The following is an 18,964-nucleotide window of genomic DNA, read 5'->3' as shown; positions in this document are numbered from 1 at the left end:
AGAGCCTCGAGTGCCCCTCGTCCAACCCTGCGTATCGTCTGATCTCGTCCGACCCTGCGTCGTCATTCCCGCGTTCGCGGGAATGACGCCCTTGAAGGTTTATCAGGCTCGCTTGCGCCCTAGAAGCAGGCTCGCCGCCATCCCGGCCGCGGCGATCAGGCACAGCCAGCCGAACGCATCGCCGATGCGCGCATAGAGCGTGCGCGTGCTGTGCAGCGGCAGCTCGCCGAGCAGGGTGGCCGGCTCCGTGCGGCCGACGCTGGACGCCTGCGCCAGCACGCGGCCGCGGTCGTCGCTGAGCGTGAGCAGGCCGTTGCGTGCGACGCGCGCCATCGCGAAGCCGCCTTCGACGCCGCGCAGCACCGCCATGCGGCCGTGCAGCCAGGCGTCCTCGTCGAAGTCCCAGGCCGGCACCAGCAGCAGCTGCGTGTCGCTGCGCGCGTAGGCCAGGCCGGTGGCGGTGAAGTCCAGGTCCTTGCAGATCGCCACGCCAGTGCGCGGCGTGCCGTCGAGCATCACGCGGGCGTCGCCCGGCGTGTAGCGGTCCTCGAAGCCGGGAATCAGATGCCGCTTGGCGTACGCGACGGGCGTCGCGCGGCCGGGTTCGAACACCAGCGCGGCGTTGCGCTTGACCGGCGCCTGGCTGTGGTCCTCGGCGCCGATCAGGATGCGCACGCCGCGGCGCGTGGACAGTTCCTGCAGCGCGGGAATCGCGTGCGAGCGCAGCAGCAGCGCCGATTCCGGCGCCAGCACCACTTGTGCGCCGGCGGCGGCGAGGCGGTCGATCTCCTCGACGTAGCGCGCCAGCATGCGCTCGCCCTCGGGTTTGTCCAGGTCCGCCTGGGCCTCCTTCGACGCGCCGATGCTGACCAGCCCGACGCGCACGCTCTGCGCCGGGCCGTCGTCGTGCAGGCGCCGCGCGCCGTAGCCGAGCGCGCACGCCAGCAGCGCGAAGGCGAGCGCGGTGGACGCCGCGCGCCGCCGTGCCGGCGCGTTCGCGCCGATCAGCACCGCCAGCGCCGCCGGCAGCAGCCACACGAGGAACGCGATGCCCCACGCACCGAGCAGCGCGGCGACCTGGATCGCCGGCAGCGCGTCCATCTGCGAATACGCGATGTGGCCGAAGGTGCCGTGCGGCGACGTCACCGCCGACAGCCAGGCCAGCCCGGTCGCCGCGGCCGGCGCGAAGAACGTCGCCGCCAGCACGCGGCCGCGCCGCGCCAGCGCGCGGAACGGCAGCACCACCAGCAGCATCAGCAGCGCCGGCAGGAAGATCGCCGAAAGCGTGACGGTCAACGGCAGGCGCACGACGTCGTGCAGGTAGTGCCACTGCACGCCGCCGCCGATGGCGAAGGCGAGGAAGGTCGCCAGCGCCGCCGAGCGCGCACGCGCGTGCAGCGCGTAGACGAGCAGCGGCAGCGGCGCCAGCCAGGCCGCCCACCACGCCGGCTGCAGGTCGTTGGCCAGCCACCACAGCGCCGCGCTCGTCGCGACGGCGATCAGTCCGGCCCAGGCCGGCGCGAAATCAGGTCTTGAGTCCATCGAGCAGTCTCCCCAGCGAAGCGTCGTAGAACGCGCGGAAGGCGCGCTCGTCGTAACTGAAGCGGCCGGCGCGGTACAGCGCGATCAGGCCGTGCGTGTGCGCCCACAAGGTCATCGCGATGTCCCAGGCGTCGCCCTCGCGCAGCAGGCCGGCGCGCTGCGCCTCGACCACCACGTCGGCGACCACGTTGAGCGTCGGCGAGCGGCGCGCGCGGAAATCCTCGGGGAACTTGCGCGCATCCTCGCGGCGCACCGAGAAGGCGTGGTCGAACAGGTGCGGATGCGACAGCGCGTAGTCGAGGTAGATGCGCTGGATCGCCAGCAGCCGCGCGAGCACGTCGCCGCCCTCGTTGCGCGCGCTCCAGTGGTGCGCGATCTCCTGGAAGCTGTCGTCGCTGATGCGCTTGAGCAGCGCCTCGCGATTGGGGAAGTGGCGGTAGATCGCCATCGGCGTGATGCCGACCGCCTCGGCCACGCGACGCATGCTGACCGCGCCGGCGCCGTCCTGCTCGAACAGCGCGCGCGCGGCGCGCAGGATGCGTTCGGCGGTGGCGGGCGGGCTCATGTATACAGCGTATACTTTCCCGGCCCGCGGACGCAATCCGGCCGCGAAAACGGCCTGGCAGGGCGTTTTGTGGCGTTGCTTGCGTGGCCGTGGCGCAGAACGCGGCGCGATAATCCCGGCATCCCCGAACGCCGGAGTCCCTGATGAACGCCCCGACCCGCATCGACACCACGCGCACCATCCGCGCCCCGCGCGGCAGCGAACTCACCTGCAAGAGCTGGCTCAGCGAAGCGGCGTTCCGCATGATCCAGAACAACCTCGATCCGGAGGTGGCCGAGAACCCGCACGAGCTGGTCGTCTACGGCGGCATCGGCCGCGCCGCGCGCAACTGGGAATGCTTCGACGCGATCCTGCGCAGCTTGCGCGAACTCGAAGACGACGAGACCTTGCTGATCCAGTCCGGCAAGCCGGTCGGCGTGTTTCCCACGCACAAGGACGCGCCGCGCGTGCTGCTGGCCAATTCCAACCTGGTGCCGCACTGGGCGACCTGGGAGCACTTCAACGAGCTGGATAAGAAAGGACTGATGATGTACGGCCAGATGACGGCCGGCTCATGGATCTACATCGGCAGCCAGGGCATCGTGCAGGGCACCTACGAAACCTTCGTCGAACTCGGCCGCCAGCACTACGGCGGTTCGCTGAAGGGCAAGTGGATCCTCACCGCCGGCCTCGGCGGCATGGGCGGCGCGCAGCCGCTGGCCGCCTCGCTCGCCGGTGCCTGCTCGCTCAACATCGAATGCCAGCAAAGCCGCATCGACTTCCGCCTGAAGACGCGCTACGTCGACGAGCAGGCGAAGGACATCGACGACGCGCTCGCGCGCATCGCCCAGTACACGAAGGCCGGCGAGGCGAAGTCGATCGCGCTGCTCGGCAACGCGGCGGAAATCCTGCCCGAGCTGGTCCGGCGCGGCATGAAGCCCGACGCCGTCACCGACCAGACCAGCGCGCACGATCCCGTGCACGGCTACCTGCCGATCGGCTGGAGCGTCGAGCAATGGCTGGCCGAGCAGAAAGCGAACCCCGAGAAGGTGCGCGACGCGGCGAAGAAATCCATGCGTGTGCACGTCGAGGCGATGCTCGCCTTCCACGCGCAGGGCATCCCCACCGTCGACTACGGCAACAACATCCGCCAGATGGCCAAGGACGAAGGCTGCGCCAACGCCTTCGACTTCCCCGGCTTCGTGCCGGCCTACGTGCGCCCGCTGTTCTGCCGCGGCGTCGGCCCGTTCCGCTGGGTCGCGCTGTCCGGCGACCCGGAGGACATCTACAGGACCGACGCCAAGGTGAAGGAGCTGATCCCCGACGATGCGCACCTGCACAACTGGCTCGACATGGCGAAGGAGCGCATTTCGTTCCAGGGGCTGCCGGCGCGCATCTGCTGGGTCGGCCTGGGCCAGCGCCACAAGCTGGGCCTGGCCTTCAACGAGATGGTGCGCAAGGGCGAACTCAAGGCGCCGGTCGTGATCGGCCGCGATCATCTGGATTCCGGCTCGGTCGCCAGTCCCAATCGCGAGACGGAAGCGATGAAGGACGGCTCGGATGCCGTGTCCGATTGGCCCCTGCTCAACGCGATGCTCAACACCGCCGGCGGCGCGACCTGGGTGTCGCTGCACCACGGCGGCGGGGTGGGGATGGGCTATTCACAGCATTCGGGCGTCGTCATCGTCTGCGACGGCAGCGAGGAGGCCGACAAGCGCCTCGCAAGGGTGCTGTGGAACGATCCGGGGACCGGGGTGATGCGGCATGCGGATGCGGGGTATGAGGTGGCGCAGCGGTGTGCGCGGGAGCAGGGGGTGAAGTTGCCGATGGGGTGAGGGAAGAATAGCTGACCTGACCTCTGTTTCATTCCCTGTTTTTGATGGTGAACGGGATTGGCAACTTCCTAATTTTATGTTGGAAACGGCTTGACGGAGGATGTGCGTTCCCTGACCATCCGTGCCGCACGTCGTTTTCGGGGTCTATTTGGGGTTTAGTTGTAGTTAGAGCGCACCGATCATCACTTCCCGCACTTTGATATTCAACCCAAGATCGAAGGATTGATACATGGCCAGATGCACAGCACCAGTACGTGGACACAGCTCAGCGGCTGCCGCTGCTGCATGTCCGGCTTGCCGTTATCGCAGCAGCTCACGTTACAGCGGTGGCTATAGCGGTTCGTACTATCCATCAACGAGCAGCTCCAACTACAGCAGTTCACGCAGCGGTGGCGGTCGCAAGAGCTCAAAACCTCGCTGGTCCAGCAAAGGATCTGCAGTCTTCTATACACCTCTAGAGGTGCAATCGCTAACGCCAATCCGTGAATCGGTGGAGGCTCAGATCGCGCTGCACCCCGACCGACGCGATGTATTTCTTTGCCACGCTTGGGATGACCGGCAGGGAGCAGCAAAGCAGTTACACGACCTCCTCGAAGATGCGGGTGTCAAAGTCTGGTTCAGTGAAAAAGATCTTGGCCTGGGCGTTCCAATGATGCGCGCAATTGATAAGGGGCTGGCCAATTCAAAGGTTGGCCTAGTGCTTGTAACACCAGCACTTCTTGCGCGCCTCCCGAAAGAGAGCGTCGCTGACAAGGAACTTTCAGCACTACTCGCAGGAAATCGGCTTGTTCCCATTGTGCACAACACAACGTATGAAGCGCTCCGCGATGTGAGTCCGATGCTGGCTTCGCGAACAGGTCTAGATACCGCAGAGGACTCTATGTCGGAAGTGGCTGCAAAAATTGCCGAGCTTGTTGCCGCGTAAGAGAGGTGCGCTCTAACAATTCATTCAAGCCGACACCGCTCCGCGGTGTGGCTTAATTCAAGTGTTAGGCCGCTACGGGAGTGCATCGCATGTCAAATGAGGCTCAGTTTGAGGTTTACCGTGCTTTGCGGACATCGCAAGACAAGTATGCGTATTTCCTGCTTGCTGCTGCCGGTGCGTCAATCGCTTTTGCGATTACACAAACACGCGGTCATCATATCTCTTGGTTCCAAGTTCCTCTTGGGCTCGCTGTTCTTTGTTGGGGACTTAGTTTTTTCTTCGGTTGTCGTAACATTGCATACGTAAATTCGACTTTGTATGCAAATGCCGAACTTATCCGCGTACAAAACGGAGAGCATCCGGAGATCGGTCGTGACCCTCAAAGGCAGAAGGCTGCTTGTATTGGCATCCGTACTGCAATTGAATCCAAATCAAACGTCGCAAATTCGCTATCCAAACGTCAGTTTTACTTTCTAATAGCCGGTGCCGTTTTTTACATTTCTTGGCACGTCGCCGAAATGTGTCTGCAATGACGCGTGGCCTAAAAAATCAATCAAGCGAACCGCGTTCCGAGGCTGCTTACGTTTGGCGATAAGCGGGCGAACAAAGCATGCTTGGCGGAAAACGGGGTCGGAGTACTTTTCCTCCGTGATTCGATAGACAGTAAGTGGGCGCGGTGCATTCCCGCTTTGACGGTCTTCGGCGGAGCATCGGTAAAATCTCAATGCAAAGCCACGCCGTAACTTTGAGAGATGGGTTCAAAGAGAGGCAGATGAGGTCGAGACACAAGGGCTCACTATGGTCGTCTCAGCGTAGCACCGTGCTCGCCGCCTCAAGGCCAAGCCCTTCGGGCGCGCTTCGCGCGGCCTTGACCCGCCTGCGCGCGGCGCTGGGAGGGATTCGCCCACAGCGATCCATCCCGGGTCGCGGGCGAATCGGAGAAGGCCATGCACAACGCCAACGACAAACCCGACGAACGCACTCTGCAGATCGCCAACCTGCGCTACGCACTGCGATGCCACATTCCGGCGATGAAGCGTCACGTCTACATCCGTACCGGCTACGGCGCGGTCGATTTTTACGGCACGCAGGCGCGCAAGGTCACCGCCTTGTGCGAAGAGTTGCTGCAGAAGCAGTTGCAACGCCTGGAGCGCAAAGGCAGTCAGCGCCGCTGACGCGTCGCGCCGGGCGGCTTCGCGCCGCCCGGCGTCCTTCTTGTTCGTTGCTCCGGTAACGAGAGTGCCTTTGCGTTCGGGGACGCCAGAGCAGTCGTGCGAGCGCGCAACGCTCGCGTCCGGTGTAGACGTGCGAGCTAGCGGCGGAGTAGGCGGGCTTGGAGTAAGCTCCGCAGAGAGCCTGTTCCGGGGGATCGCTGCATTCCACGCTTCGATGCCGGAACGATTCGAAAAAAGCACTCTGACCCCGTTTTTCCCTCTCAACGTGTTGCGCTTGATTCTTGAGCCGCCGTGAGTAAGTGACGACATGAAATATGCGGATGGAACCGATATTAGGCCAGGAGACGTCATTCAAATTGACGTCGATTACCGCGGTCGCGTCATCGCTTCAATGGATACGGGCGAGTACCTGCCGGGCGAGGATCGCTGGGCATACCTCGGTGCTGGCATCATGGTAGACACGGATTTCGGCGGGCTGGTTCACTACACGTCGGAGACGGCTGGTGACTTCGTACTTATCCGACGTTGAGCAGCCGCTTGAAGACTCGCTCCGACGCCGCTCCGCGGCGCGGCTTACTTCCGGCGTCAAATGCCACTAGATGTCGTTCTTCGGACCACCCAAGCTGCCTCTGCCTCCGGGCTACCCGCTCCGGCCGATCGACGCTCGCGGCCGGACGATCGCCGAGGGTGATTGGGTCCTCATCCCGGAAATGCCTCGTTGGCTGACTCGCGATCTTCCCGCCGAAGACGTTGCGCGATTGAAGACATGCGAGGGTAGAGTCATGCGCATCCTGGAGATCGATGGCTACGGGAACGTGTGGTTCGGTGAACGGGATCCCTGGTTCAGCCTTCAGCCCGCCGAAGTCATCCTGATGGCGCCTCGGAAAAACGAGATCTAGCTAAGTGCTGCGGTGGAGGCCGGGGGCGTGCGTTTCAACCTGCTTCCAGCGCCGATATGACGAAACCGTGTGCCCTGGAGAGACTGAGGCGGGACGGAGCGCTCTCACGGACGGCCGTCGGTATCGATTCGGCGCAGCGGCTTACGGGTTCTGGATGCGGAGTCAGAGTGCCTTTCGAGGCCGAGGACGATGTGCCGGACGCACGATTGAGCAGCAGGCGAGCTCGTAACAAAGAGGCTCGCCGTCTCCCGTTTCCGACTTGTGAGAGGAAGGGCACTGCAATGGCGAAGCGATGGACTGCGGCAATGGCGTTGCTGCTTTCGGTTCTTGCCACGGTTCCGGCGGCAGCCGACACGTGGGCGCCGCCGGAGACGACCATCTACGTATCTGCTGACGGGACTTGGCGCCTGGTCGTGGAGCCGCGCCCTGTCGTCAATCCGCTGGTCTATTTCGAGGACAAAGTTGCGGGAAAGGCCAACGCCGGCGCAGCGGCCGGCGAAGCCCGGACTCACGCCACGGGCCGTATGCAGCAGCAGCGGAACGGCCAATGGCATGTGTCGTGGGAGAAGCCCCTGATCAACGAGGTCGCGCCGGTCGAGGTCGTCGTATCCAATCAGGGGGCGACGGCAACCTTCGACAACTGGCACAGCATGGGCCATGGATCCAGCGCCATCGCGATCTACGGTTCCGACGGGAACTTGATACGCCGCATGGCGTTGTCCGACTTCTTGCCCGACACCTATGTTGCCGCGTTACCGCGCAGCGTGAGTTCAATCTCCTGGCGCGGAACGCCGAGATTTTCCGACAGCCAGCAAGAGCTGATCGTACCCGTCGTCGTGCCCGAGGCCGGACACCCCGGCGCCGGAATCTTCGAGGAGGCGGCTCATGTCGATGTCCGCTTCCGCTTGTCGGACGGACAGCGCGTCATCATCGATCACGACGCATGGAGCGCCGCACTGGACAGGGCTGGCGAGGCGTACGACCAGCAACAGGAAGACAAGAAGGAAGCTCGAGAGCGGTTCGTGTCGCCGCTCACCGCCCCCGCCACGAATGACGCTGGCGATTGGCACGCCTATCTGGTCGAGGCCTATTTCAGGACGGTGCCGGATGGGCGTGACCACTATCCGGCTACGCAAGTGATTCCTCTTCGTGAGGACGAGGGATTCTCACGTCTATCCGGCTATCTCGGAGATGCATTGGTCGAGAGGTTGGGCACGGATGGAATCATCATGATCGGCTCTCCATCACAGTCGGTCATGATCGACGTTCTGAGGGAGCAAATCACCCGCGTGAAGCCAGGTTCTCTGTGTTCGGCACGGGTCTATGTCGCTACCGACCAGGAGCACCTGGAAGAAGTGCGCGGCATACTCCGACCGCTGCGCTGCGAGATCATCCCGATCGACATCGATCGAGCGATTCCCCAGAGGCCAGAACGCATCAAGCGATATCTGGGGCGGGACGAAGACGACTCGGATTGACGATTCGTCATGTCGATGCGTCGGTTCGCAGAATCCGCCGACGCCGCTTCGCGGCACGGCTTAACTCAAGCGGCAGGGTCCGCACCAATCGTCCTGAGGATAGGCATGAAAGCAATGCTCGTTGTACTGGCTGCTCTTGCGGGAGGCAACCTGGCGTCCGCTGCCGAACCACGCGAAACCTCTCCGGACGCACCGTTGGAACAGACGATCTCGGCGCTGGATACGGCCGTGTTCGACGCCTTCAATCACTGCAGCGATCCGGGCCAGCTTGAAAAGCACGCCAGCTACTTCGCCGAGAACGTCGAGTTCTACCACGACACCGGCGGCGTGACCTGGAATCGGAACGACATGCTCGCCAATACCCGCAAGTACGTGTGCGGAAATTTCACTCGCGAGCTTGTTCCGGGCACGCTCCAGGTCTATCCCATCAAGGATTTCGGTGCGCTCTCGAAAGGCACGCACCGCTTCTGCCAGGTCTCGAGCGGCAAGTGCGAGGGCATGGCGGACTTCACCATCCTGTGGCATCAAAGTGGCAACCGCTGGGAGATCACGCGGGTGCTCAGCTACGGTCATCGTGCGGCCGCGGGCAAGTCCTGACGATTCATTCAAGCCGCGGCGGCTTCGCGGCTCGGTGGAAGCGGAGCCGGAGTGCGTTTCCCGACGGAACGGAATCGGAAGGCTTTGGATCACTGGAGCGAATGGACGGGTCGGAGAGAACGATGATCGAACTTCCCATAAGAGACCCATGCGACCTCTGCGTGGCAGCCCGCGAGGAAACGTGGAAGATCATCGAGGAAGGCGAACACACGCTGACGGTGATCAACCCGTGGCAGTTCGAAGTCGGCCAGTGCTGCGTCATCACGCGTCGGCATGTCGCGACGCTGCTCGACCTTTCCGACCAGGAGTGCAGCGCCATACTGCTCTCGGCCAGGCGGGTCGCCGAAGCACTCGTCAGGACGTATCGGCCCCTCGGAATCCTTACGTTCCAGAACAACGGGGTCTACAGCGGACAGGAAACCCCGCACTTCCACTTCCACGTCGTGCCTCGGCAGCAGGGCAGTGACTGGGGCATAGGGCCGCCGCAGCTCGCGACATTCGATGGTGCGGGACGCAAAAGGGGTACGTCTCACGATCCGAGCGGGGATGCGCAGCGCCGGGAGCGCGTTCAGGCTTCCGCCGAGCGGCTTGCCGAAACGGCGGATCTGATCCGCTCGAATCTGCCGGAGTAGTGATCCGGGTCGTCATTGAGGGCAGCGCGCGTGGCTTGGCGTTGACTGGCCTCGCTCTTGTCTATTCAAGGCGATCACCGCTGGGCGGTATCGCTCGTGCAGGACCGTGGTCTTCTATCCGTGCCATTTTTTTCAGTGTCCGGCTACGAGCAGGCTTCGGCGCCAGAGTTCATGCTTGCCGCCTTCCTGGAGGTGGCGCCTTTCGGAGTGTGCATCATGGTATTTGGGGCGTGATCCAGTTGATGACGGTGCATCACGGTAGGCCGTTCGGGATATGCTTGGCTCGTCCACGACGCAGCCGACCTGCGGCCGCTCGCTCCGGCATTGGTGCAAGTTGAACGCACAAGAACTCAGCGAGGCCATGTACTGTGCATTCGCGATCTTTGCGAAGCCGGAGCATTCGACAAATTATTCTCATTGCGAAGAATGCGCCGAGTACGATCTTCTGCTGAGAAGTGTCGCGCGCACGGAGCTCACCGTGGCGCAAATTGGAACTGTCGCGTGGGGGGCAATCCCATTTCTCACCCCGCAAGCTCTCGCCTACTATTTTCCGCGTCTTGCCGAGCTGGCGTTGCGTGGTGAGCGAAATGTAGAAGGGGATTCGTTTGTTTGCCAATTTCTCAACCAGGTTCTAAGCCAAGGAAAGGGCTCGCCGCAGCTTTCATGTCTTGGCTCTGAGCATAGGTTGCTGGTCTTGCGCTGCATGGATTTCATCGCGGACGTCCATCTCGAGGAAATTGAGGCGCAGTGCTATGCCGATGTACTTCAGGAGTCGATTCTTGCCTGGAGCATGTGATGCCCATGTTCGAGTCTTTGGTTCTGGCGGTGAGCACGGATCTGTCCCAAGACCATGAAACCCAGAAGCTGGCTGCTGCTCACACTGGCCTTGTCGTGCCTCGGATGCGCGACGCCGTGTCCCAGGGACGGTTCGGGTGAGGCTCCGAGGCTGGTATCGAGCGTGCCCGTCCGGCTCGTCGCCCGCGTCGAATCATTCGAGAACCTCGGCGGCTTCATCGACTTCCCGGACGTCACCGTCCGCTATCACAGCATCGTGCTCGTCAGCGAGGACGACGTTGTAGGTTGGAGGTCGATCCGACTCCAGTATCAGGGCCTGCCGATGGTGGACGGCAAGCGCCTCGAACTCGGACAACGCCTTCGCTTCACGCTTCCCGCCGCCACGGAAGGTTGCTGCGCTCCGTACTTGAAGGACATCGAGGGTGTCGAATTCCTCGGCGGGAAATAGGTCAGCCGCCGGGTAAGCCTGCCTGGAAGCTCCCGCCTGCACGGAAGGCCGGAGTACGCTGCTGGATCTCGGCACCTCGTATCTGGACGTTTCGGATCATGACGAACACCGCGCGAACCATCATTGCCTGCGTCGCTTTTGCACTCTCGGCCTGCGCCCAGGTTCCATCGGACGCCTCGTGCCAGCGGAAGTTCAGCGACGCGGAGGTCGAGGGCCTGCTGTACCGTCAGGTCCGGAGGCTTGAGCCTGGAAAGGTGTATGTGAACTGGAAGAATTGCACCTACCATGTTCTTTACTATCCGCTCCCGGTAACGCCCGACGAGCAGAAGATCTTCGCCCTCGATTCCGACGGAAAGCTGTTGGAGCGCCGGGAATATTGACAGGGGAGAGACGGGCCGGCGTGCCTCTCTCCCAGAAGGAAGGGATTGCACGCATGAGCCGTTTGCTACCCGCCATTGTCGTCTTCGCCCTGATGCTGGCAGCGGGGCCGCTATTCGGGCAGAGCGCTCAAGAACCAGGCACCGCCAAAGCGCTTCCCAGCGTCGTCCTCCCGCCCGAATTGGACCGCGTGCTGCGCGACTACGAGCGCGCCTGGCGCGCGGGCGACGCGGTGGCGCTGGCGGCGCTGTTTGCGGAGGACGGATTCGTGCTGCAGAGCAACCGTCCGCCGGTTCGTGGGCGTGCGGCGATCCAGGCCGCCTATGCCGGTGAAGGGGGCGGCCCGTTGCGGCTGCGTGCGCTCGCCTTCGCCTCCGAAGACACGATCGCCTACATCGTCGGCGGCTACGGCTACGGCGACCAGCCCGGCGACATGGGAAAGTTCACCCTCACTCTGCGGCGAGCGCCCGGCAAGCCATGGCTGATCCATTCGGACATGGACAACCAGAACGCTGCGCCGAAGCCGCGGAGTGCACCGCAGGCACCGTCGGGATCTTCGCCGGCGCAGTAGCGGTTCGCGCCTGCAGCGCGCGCTGGGTTCTTCCATGACCGCTACCGAAAGAGCCGGGCGGTTCCATCGGTTCCGCGGATGTAGCGGAACCGATGCGCGTCTTCGTGCCGAAGCGTTCGGGAAGCGGGGTCGAAGCCCCTTTCCGTAAGGCCCATGCTGACGGAAAGGCGACTTCGACCCCGTGAACACAAATGCGCGAGCGACAGCCAGTGCATCGTGCCGATGCTCTCGGTCTTCAGCCCCGACGCCGAGCCGCTGCCGGCCCGACGTCGCGTTCCGCGGCTAGTAGCATTTGCTGTTCGACCCGTTCGCCACGTCGGATCGATGCGACTGGGCGTAGGCAGAGATCACGCTCGCATCGCACTGCGTGGAGGGCAGGATGTCCCAGTGACCTGCCGGCGTGTTGTCGAAGATCGCATCGCAGCCCGCCACGCCGTTCACCGGCAGTTGAGTCAGCGGCGCGACGGGCGTGCCCGGATTCGGATTCGTCACGCTGAAGACGAAGTAGCAGTCGGGCGGCTTGGGGCCGCTGGTGTTCTCGTAGTTGAAGGTCGAAAGGCCCGGGTTGAACTTGAACGTGCCGGGGCCCAGCGAGGCGTTCCCGTTCGATTTCGCGCTGACGCCGCGGTAGAGGCAGATCGTGCTGCCGTCGTTGCACGGCGGAAGAAACACGGAAGGCGGCTTGCTCGGGCGATTCATCGCGCAGCCGAACAGCAGGGCGGAAGTGCAGGCGGCGACCAGCAGCCGGCCCGTCGTCGAGATTTTCGTGTGCATGGCAGTCTCCGGATTGGCGAAGAGGCAAGGGCGCGCCGCGCACCGCCGGGATGGCCGGTCCGTCGCGCGCCGAGGCAGCCTGCCGGGCTTGGTCTCCGCCGACCTTCTGGAAACCTTACGGTTTGCAACTGACGGGTCGCGCTGTAGATTTCTTTGCGATGGAGCGGGCGGGGAAGGGTTCTCCTCAGCGACCTTCCACGAATCCGGCGCCGGCGAAGCCGGCCGCTCTCACCCAGGCGCACGGATTCCCAACGGCGAGGAACCCCATGGCCAAGTACCTCATTTCCTTTCCGGGCAAGGCGATGGTCGTGCCCGACGGCGAGTGGGAGGCGGTGGGCCGCGACGCGCACGCCGTGATCGACGAGGCGAAGGCCGCCGGCGTCTACGTCTTCGGCGGCGGCATCGACGAGGCGGTGCCGCCCGTGCTCGTCTCGGCCGATGGTGGCGTCGTCGAGGGCGGCTACCCGTGGGCGCCGACACTCGACGGTGGCTTCACCGTGCTCGAGCTGCCCTCGCGCGAGGCGGCGGTGGCGTGGGCCGCGCGAATCGCGAGGGCCTGTCGCTGCGACCAGGAGCTGCGCGTCTTTCAGTTCGATCCGCAGTCCTGAGGACGGCGGCGCAGGTGGGCGATCTGGGCCGCGGTGCGCGAATCGCTTTGCGATAGCCGGGCCGGTCTGGATTCGGCAATCCGCTTCCGGCCACGGGAATGCCACAAATCCGGCCCCGATGAGGCGGCCGGCACGACTAGTATGGCCTTCCCTGCCGAGCAAGCCCCGCCGATGGCCACCCTCCGATACGCGCTGAGGTCGTTGCGCCGCTCGCCGGCGTTCACGCTGACGGTCATTCTGACCCTCACCGCGGGCTTCGCCTCGATGAGCGCGATGTTCGCCATCGTGTATGGCGTGCTGCTCGCGCCGTTGCCGTACGGCGAGCCCGATCGCCTGGTCAGCATCCACCTCCAGGCGCCGCAGGCCGGCGAGATCGAAATGCCTCCCGCGCTGCAGGTCACCTACGATCGCCATGCGCAGACGCTCGACGGCGTCGGATTCCATCGCACCGGGAGCACGAACGTCTGGGTCGAAGGTGACGACCACGGCGCCGACAGCGTCATCGCGACCTGGGTGAGCGCGTCGATGATGCCGTTGCTCCGCGTTCCGCCCCTCCTCGGTCGGCCGTTCACCGCGGAGGAGGAGCTGCGCAGCGGACCGGAAGCGGTGATTCTGGGCGAAGCCGAATGGCGCGCACGATTCGGCGCCGCCCCCGACGTCATCGGCAAGACGCTGATGGTCAACAGCGTGCGCCGCCAGATCGTCGGAGTGATGCCGGCGCGGTTTTCCTTCCCGACCGCCGCCACGCGCCTGTGGCTGCCGGCCAAGCGCCCGGACGATGCCTCCGTCGGCGACTTCATCTACTCGGGTGTCACCAGGCTTGCCCCCGGTGCCAGCGTGGAGCAGGCGCAGCGCGAACTCGCGGCGATCCTGCCGCGGCTGCCGGAATCCTTTCCGCGGCTGCCGTCGGGCACGTCGACGGCGGCATGGCTGGCCGATACCAGGCCGGCGCCGGTGGTGGTGCCGCTGCGCGAAGACCTGACGTCGGGGATCGCATCCACGCTGTGGCTGCTGGCGGCAGCGGCGGGGCTCGTGCTGGTGGTCGCGTGGGCGAACGTGGCCAATCTCCTGCTGATCCGCGCCGACGGTCGCGAGCCCGAGCTCGCCGTGCGCGCCGCGCTCGGCGCCGGTTCCCTGCGCATCGCAGCACCGTTCCTCGCCGAGGCGGTGCTCTTGTGCGCGGCGGCCGGCGTATTGGCGCTGACGATGGCCTTCGGCGCCGTCGAGGCGCTGGTGGCGTTCGGTCCCCCGGGCATTCCCCGGCTCGCCGAACTGGGCCTCGGACTTCCCGCCGTGGGCTTCACCGTGTTGATCACCGTCTTCGGGATGGTCGTGTGTGCCGCCGTGCCGGCGGGGCGATGGTGGCGAAAAACGCTGCCGCTCCCTCTGCGGGAGGGCGGTCGCGGTGCGTCGGCGGGGGCGTCGCGGCTTCGCGTGCGCGCCGCGATCGCCACGTTGCAGATCGCCGTGGCGCTCGTCGTCACGATCGGATCGGCCTTGCTGCTGCGCACGGCGCATGGACTTTCCCTGGTGCATCCCGGATTCGACGGCACGGGGGTGGTCACGCTGCGCATCCAGCTGCCATTCGCGCGTTACGACGAGACCGCTTCGGTGGCGTTCTACGCCCGCCTGATCGAGCGCGTTCGCGAGCTGCCGTCCGTCCGCAGCGCCGGCCTTGCGACGAAAGTGCCCCTGGACACCGGGCCGCTGCACGAACAGACGTTCCAGCCCGGTTCCGACGCGGGAACCCGGACGCTGCCCGTCACCCTCGTCGACGACGGCTACTTTGCGGCCCTGTCCATCCCGCTGCTCGCAGGACACGGCTACCGCCGCATCGAACTGGAACGCGGCACGGACGTCGTGATCAGCCGGCGGGCGGCGGCGACCTTGTTCGGCGATCCGGACGGTGCGGCATCGGTCGGCAAGCCGCTGGCGCTCGCGTCGTCGGGCGTGACCTATACCGTCGTCGGCGTGGTCGGCGATGTGCGCCACCAGGACCTCGCCACTGCGCCGGCACCGATGGTGTACCGGCCGCTGATCGTGCCGACCGATCCGAAAGCCGAACCGCCGACCCCGCGCAACATGGCGCTGCTCGTCCGATCGGCCGCGCCCGCGGAGGTCACCGTGCCGGCGATCCGGCGGATCGTGCACGAGCTCGACCGCACCGTGCCGATCTACAAGGTCGAAACCATGAGCCACGTGATCGCGGCGTCCACGTCGAAGCTCCAGCTGCTGCTCGTTCTGGTGACGGCAGCCGCGGCCATCACGCTGCTGCTGGGCATCGTGGGGTTGTACGGCATGATGGCCTACCTGGTCGCCTTGCGCACGCGTGAATTCGGCGTGCGAATCGCTTTGGGCGCGGCCCCCGAACGCATCGCGCGGCTCGTCGCAAAACGCGGACTGTCGCTGACGGGCGCCGGCATCGCGGCCGGCTTCACCCTGTACGCCGTGGCGGCGCCGCTGTTGCGGGCGCATCTGTTCGGCGTGACGATGCTCGATCCCGCCACGCTGCTGGAAGCGACCTTGCTGCTGGTGATCGCGGCGGGATTGGCCAGCGTGGTTCCGGCGTGGCGGGCGGCGCGGGTGGATCCGGCCAGGGCGCTTCGCGCGGAGTAGGGCCGGTGACCTTGAAGCGCAAGGTGGCGTATTTTGACCTGGCCGCAGCGCAGACTTTTTTTGGTCACCCCTGAGCCATGAGCAAGACTCTCGCCGCCGGATATGCGCTTTGCATCGCGACGCTCGGCGCGATGATCTTGCTGAGCCGTGGCGCCATCGTGCAGCGGGACGGGCCTTCCGTCTTCTTCTACTCCAACCTCGTCGGCGTGCTCATGCTCGTGAGCGCCTTTCTCTGCTTCCGCGGCGCCAGGTCGTGCCGGAGTCGAACACGAAAAGTTCTCGCGTCTCTGGTTTCGCTCCTGTCCCTGCTCATCGGTGTGGGCTCCGCCGTTGCCGTCACGCTGGTGGCGCTGGGTCTCGCCAAGACGGCTTGAGTCCTAGGGACTGCCATCCACCAGGTGCGATGCCTGCTCGAAACACTCGATCAGCAGTTCGGTGAGCACGCGGACCTTCCGCGAAGGGTGCTGGCCGGGCGGGCGGATGACGTAGATGCCCGCCGAAGGAGGCGGGTAGCGCGTCATCACCGGCACCAGCGCGCCGGATGCTAGATGCTCCCGCGTCAGGCCGTCCGGCAGCCAGGCGATGCCGAGCCCGGCCACCGCCGCGGCGACGAGCGCGATGCCGTTGTCGGCCTTGAAGCGCCCTTGCGGGTGCACCGTGACGATCTCGTCGCCGTCCATGAACTGCCAGGTTTCGGTGCCCTGCATGAGGGCCGGATGGGCCAGCAGGTCTTCCGGCGTTTCCGGCGAGCCGTGCGCGCGGAGGTAGTCCGGGCTGGCGACCAGCTTTCCGTAGATGGGCCCGACGCAGCGGGCGACCAGGCTGGAATCCGGCAGGTAGCCCACGCGGATCGCGCAGTCGAATCCCTCGCCGACGAGATCGACGAAGCGGTCGCTGTAGGCCGTGTGGATGTGCAGCTGCGGATGGCGCCGCGCCATTTCGGCGAACACGGGAGCGAAGTGGGTCGGTCCGAACGAGACCGGCACGGCGACGCGCAGGCGGCCGCGCAGGTCGCCCTCGGGCAGGATCGTCTCGCGGGCCGCGTCGATCTCCGCGCAGGCTCTGGCGGCGTGATCGCGGAACGTGCTGCCGGCTTCGGTGAGCGCGGCACCGCGCGTGGTGCGTGCCAGCAGCTGCACGCCCAGTTCCGCTTCGAGCCGGCCGAGCCGCCGGCTGACGATCGACTTGGAAACACCGAGCCGGCGTGCCGCGGGCGACACGCCGCCCGCATCGGCGACCTCGACGAATGTGCGCAGTGCTTCGATATCCAACATGGCATTCCCGGTTCGCGCCACAGCCTGACACAAAGCGGCGGGCGGCGGCGTTCCGGTTCGCGCGACACAGTTCGGCAGGAAACGCGGCTACCGCGTCACGCGAGGCAATGACAAGGTTCGTCGCAGAGACGACGCACCCACCGGGGCGTTTCTCACCCGCACATTTCCCTCGTCAAAGGATGTACGCATGACTTTCCGAAACGGCCTCGCCTCGCTCCTCCGGCCCGAGGACTCCGTCCTCGTGCTGATCGATCACCAGCCGTACCAGCTCACCAATCTCAACAGCCACGATCCGCACATGGTGGTGAACAACTCGACCGCGCTGGCGAAGGCCGCCAAGGTCTTCGGCGTGCCCACGATCCTGACCAGCGTCATCGCCGACCGCGGCGGCCTGATCTTCCCGCAGATCACCGACGTGTTTCCCGGCCAGGAAGTGATCGACCGGACGCTCATCAACACCTGGCAAGACAGGAAGGTGGTGGACGCCGTCGAGGCGACCGGCCGCAAGCAGCTGATCATCGCCGGCCTGTGGACCGAGGTCTGCGTGGCCATGCCGGTGATCCAGGCGCTCGGCGAAGGCTGGGACGTCACGGTCATCACCGATGCTTGCGGCGCCGTGTCGGTCGAGGCGCACCACGTCGCCATCCAGCGCATGATCGCCGCCGGCGCGAACACGATGACGTGGCTGGCGCTGGCCGCCGAGTGGCAGCGCGACTGGGCCCGCACCGAACACGCCGCCGGACTGACCGAGATACTCAAGCAGCATGCCGCGGGCAGCGGCATCGCCTACCTGTGGGAACAGCAGCTGCTCAACACGCCGGTGCCGCGCAACGCGGGCTGATCCGTGTGGGGATGGTGCCACTGCGGGCGGATTGCGCCATCCCTTTTTTTCATCACGTATCGACAGGACCGCGACGATGTCGCTGGAGCGAAGGCGGCAAGCTGGCGAGCACCGGGACGTGCGGCAGGACGAGGTGCCGGCAGCAGCGAGCGCCGCCGGCATTTCGACGTTCGATCCCGCGAGGGGAGCGCGTAGAACCTGCCCATGTCGGGCTGCGCCCTGACGGGGCGTCGCCCATTGCGGCAGGCGCTTCGGGCGCGGAGCTCGGGCGGGTTTCTCCCGCGACCGTTACCGATTCCCGCCGAGCGGTTCCGCCAGTCCGATGAGCAGCCCTTCGGGTCCGCGGAGGTAGCACAGCCGATACGCATCCTCGTACTGGACCACTTCGCCGACGAGCTGCGCGCCGTGCTTGCGCAGCCGGGCGAGCGTGTCGTCGAGGTCGCTCACGGCGAACATGGCGCGCAGGTAGCCCAGCGCATTCACCGGAGCATTGCGATGGTCGGCGACGACGGGCGGGGCGAGAAAACGCGAAAGCTCCAGGCGGCTGTGGCCATCGGGCGTGACCATCATGGCGATCTCGACGCGCTGATCGCGCAGTCCGGTGATGCGCCCGGCCCATTCGCCTTCGATGGTGGCGCGGCCCTCCAGCGTCAGACCGAGTTCGGTGAAGAAAGCGACGGCATCGTCGAGCGATTCCACCACGATGCCGAGGTTGTCCATTCGCAGCAGTTGGCTTTGGGTCATGATTTCGTCGTGTCCGTGCGGATGGTGCGGCGGCTGGACGGCAGCGGAGACATTCGTTGCGCGCCTCCGTGGCCCGTGGTGTCGCGATGGTCGTCCGAGGTCTTCGGCAGGGCCGGGTTGCGGCTCGCTCCCAGGCAGAGGATCGACGACATGATGGCCCTGCGCGGCCCGATGGAGAAGGGCGCCGACTGAACGGGGTCGGGTTCGCTGGCGGGACGCAGGTTCGACGCGAGGCCGCCGGAACGGCGCCGCGGTAAGATCGCAACGCTCGCGGCCTGCCGCCGCCTG

22 protein-coding genes are annotated in these 18,964 nt (G+C 65.4%); 16 read left to right on the top strand and 6 right to left on the bottom strand.

The window, feature by feature from the left end; translation table 11 throughout:
* Positions 1-102 precede the first annotated feature (102 nt).
* Both ACFO6Q_RS08350 and ACFO6Q_RS08345 read right to left on the bottom strand, forming a co-directional pair.
* A complete protein-coding gene (locus ACFO6Q_RS08350; protein ID WP_380020174.1) occupies positions 103-1,542 on the bottom strand; it encodes a nitrilase-related carbon-nitrogen hydrolase in 1,440 nt (479 codons plus the stop codon).
* Positions 1,526-2,107 carry a TetR/AcrR family transcriptional regulator gene (locus ACFO6Q_RS08345; RefSeq protein ID WP_380020173.1) on the bottom strand — a complete coding sequence of 194 codons (582 nt, stop codon included), beginning with the start codon at positions 2,105-2,107 and terminating at the stop codon, positions 1,526-1,528. The genes ACFO6Q_RS08350 and ACFO6Q_RS08345 overlap by 17 nt, the downstream gene beginning before the upstream one ends.
* A gap of 143 nt (positions 2,108-2,250) precedes the next feature.
* Between ACFO6Q_RS08345 and hutU the strand changes: the two genes are divergently transcribed.
* The 12 genes from hutU (at position 2,251) to ACFO6Q_RS08285 (ending at position 11,819) form a co-directional block, all read left to right on the top strand.
* Positions 2,251-3,921: a urocanate hydratase gene (gene hutU, locus ACFO6Q_RS08340; RefSeq protein ID WP_380020172.1), complete on the top strand. Its 1,671-nt coding sequence runs from the start codon at positions 2,251-2,253 to the stop codon at positions 3,919-3,921.
* A 229-nt stretch (positions 3,922-4,150) separates the two neighbouring features.
* Complete coding sequence (locus ACFO6Q_RS08335; protein WP_380020171.1) at positions 4,151-4,846, top strand: toll/interleukin-1 receptor domain-containing protein; 696 nt, start codon at positions 4,151-4,153, stop codon at positions 4,844-4,846.
* A gap of 89 nt (positions 4,847-4,935) precedes the next feature.
* On the top strand, positions 4,936-5,379 hold the full coding sequence (locus tag ACFO6Q_RS08330; RefSeq protein WP_380020170.1) for a hypothetical protein: 444 nt from the start codon (positions 4,936-4,938) through the stop codon (positions 5,377-5,379).
* Between the two features lie 414 nt (positions 5,380-5,793).
* Positions 5,794-6,021, top strand: coding sequence for a hypothetical protein (locus tag ACFO6Q_RS08325; protein WP_380020169.1), 228 nt, complete (start codon positions 5,794-5,796; stop codon positions 6,019-6,021).
* Positions 6,022-6,328: 307 nt separating this feature from the next.
* Positions 6,329-6,550 (top strand): hypothetical protein, encoded by a 222-nt coding sequence (locus ACFO6Q_RS08320; protein WP_380020168.1) that lies wholly within the window; start codon positions 6,329-6,331, stop codon positions 6,548-6,550.
* Between the two features lie 675 nt (positions 6,551-7,225).
* Positions 7,226-8,398: a hypothetical protein gene (locus ACFO6Q_RS08315; RefSeq protein ID WP_380020167.1), complete on the top strand. Its 1,173-nt coding sequence runs from the start codon at positions 7,226-7,228 to the stop codon at positions 8,396-8,398.
* 105 nt (positions 8,399-8,503) lie between these two features.
* The gene (locus tag ACFO6Q_RS08310; RefSeq protein ID WP_380020166.1) at positions 8,504-8,995 is read left to right on the top strand and encodes a nuclear transport factor 2 family protein; all 492 of its coding nucleotides are present in this window, start codon (positions 8,504-8,506) and stop codon (positions 8,993-8,995) included.
* A gap of 122 nt (positions 8,996-9,117) precedes the next feature.
* Positions 9,118-9,627 (top strand): HIT family protein, encoded by a 510-nt coding sequence (locus tag ACFO6Q_RS08305; protein WP_380020165.1) that lies wholly within the window; start codon positions 9,118-9,120, stop codon positions 9,625-9,627.
* Between the two features lie 334 nt (positions 9,628-9,961).
* Positions 9,962-10,423, top strand: a complete 462-nt coding sequence (locus tag ACFO6Q_RS08300) for a hypothetical protein (RefSeq protein WP_380020164.1) — start codon at positions 9,962-9,964, stop codon at positions 10,421-10,423.
* 54 nt (positions 10,424-10,477) lie between these two features.
* A complete protein-coding gene (locus tag ACFO6Q_RS08295) occupies positions 10,478-10,870 on the top strand; it encodes a hypothetical protein (protein ID WP_380020163.1) in 393 nt (130 codons plus the stop codon).
* Positions 10,871-10,968: 98 nt separating this feature from the next.
* Positions 10,969-11,250 carry a hypothetical protein gene (locus tag ACFO6Q_RS08290; protein ID WP_380020162.1) on the top strand — a complete coding sequence of 94 codons (282 nt, stop codon included), beginning with the start codon at positions 10,969-10,971 and terminating at the stop codon, positions 11,248-11,250.
* 53 nt (positions 11,251-11,303) lie between these two features.
* Positions 11,304-11,819 carry a YybH family protein gene (locus ACFO6Q_RS08285; protein ID WP_380020161.1) on the top strand — a complete coding sequence of 172 codons (516 nt, stop codon included), beginning with the start codon at positions 11,304-11,306 and terminating at the stop codon, positions 11,817-11,819.
* Positions 11,820-12,101: 282 nt separating this feature from the next.
* On the opposite strand, the gene ACFO6Q_RS08280 is transcribed toward ACFO6Q_RS08285, so the two are convergent.
* Positions 12,102-12,593 (bottom strand): hypothetical protein, encoded by a 492-nt coding sequence (locus tag ACFO6Q_RS08280; protein WP_380020160.1) that lies wholly within the window; start codon positions 12,591-12,593, stop codon positions 12,102-12,104.
* A gap of 266 nt (positions 12,594-12,859) precedes the next feature.
* Between ACFO6Q_RS08280 and ACFO6Q_RS08275 the strand changes: the two genes are divergently transcribed.
* The 3 genes from ACFO6Q_RS08275 (at position 12,860) to ACFO6Q_RS08265 (ending at position 16,191) form a co-directional block, all read left to right on the top strand.
* Complete coding sequence (locus ACFO6Q_RS08275) at positions 12,860-13,201, top strand: YciI family protein (RefSeq protein ID WP_380020159.1); 342 nt, start codon at positions 12,860-12,862, stop codon at positions 13,199-13,201.
* A gap of 171 nt (positions 13,202-13,372) precedes the next feature.
* Positions 13,373-15,817 (top strand): ADOP family duplicated permease, encoded by a 2,445-nt coding sequence (locus tag ACFO6Q_RS08270; protein WP_380020158.1) that lies wholly within the window; start codon positions 13,373-13,375, stop codon positions 15,815-15,817.
* A 77-nt stretch (positions 15,818-15,894) separates the two neighbouring features.
* On the top strand, positions 15,895-16,191 hold the full coding sequence (locus ACFO6Q_RS08265; RefSeq protein ID WP_380020157.1) for a hypothetical protein: 297 nt from the start codon (positions 15,895-15,897) through the stop codon (positions 16,189-16,191).
* Between the two features lie 3 nt (positions 16,192-16,194).
* Here the strand turns inward: ACFO6Q_RS08265 and ACFO6Q_RS08260 are convergent, their stop codons facing one another.
* Entirely contained in the window at positions 16,195-17,091 is an 897-nt protein-coding gene (locus ACFO6Q_RS08260) for a LysR family transcriptional regulator (protein WP_380020156.1), read from the bottom strand.
* 187 nt (positions 17,092-17,278) lie between these two features.
* Here ACFO6Q_RS08260 and ACFO6Q_RS08255 point away from each other — a divergent pair, with 187 nt between their 5' ends.
* Positions 17,279-17,932, top strand: a complete 654-nt coding sequence (locus tag ACFO6Q_RS08255) for a hydrolase (RefSeq protein WP_380020155.1) — start codon at positions 17,279-17,281, stop codon at positions 17,930-17,932.
* Positions 17,933-18,220: 288 nt separating this feature from the next.
* Here the strand turns inward: ACFO6Q_RS08255 and ACFO6Q_RS08250 are convergent, their stop codons facing one another.
* Both ACFO6Q_RS08250 and ACFO6Q_RS08245 read right to left on the bottom strand, forming a co-directional pair.
* Positions 18,221-18,676 (bottom strand): VOC family protein, encoded by a 456-nt coding sequence (locus ACFO6Q_RS08250; protein WP_380020154.1) that lies wholly within the window; start codon positions 18,674-18,676, stop codon positions 18,221-18,223.
* A complete protein-coding gene (locus ACFO6Q_RS08245) occupies positions 18,673-18,828 on the bottom strand; it encodes a hypothetical protein (RefSeq protein ID WP_380020153.1) in 156 nt (51 codons plus the stop codon). Before ACFO6Q_RS08245 ends, ACFO6Q_RS08250 begins: the two co-directional genes overlap by 4 nt.
* Between the last annotated feature and the right edge of the window lie 136 nt (positions 18,829-18,964).

The organism is Dokdonella ginsengisoli (genome assembly GCF_042652785.1).
GTDB classification, from domain to species: domain Bacteria; phylum Pseudomonadota; class Gammaproteobacteria; order Xanthomonadales; family Rhodanobacteraceae; genus Dokdonella_A; species Dokdonella_A ginsengisoli.
Note: the sequence above shows the minus strand (reverse complement) of the source record. Positions and strands in the feature narration are given on the sequence as shown.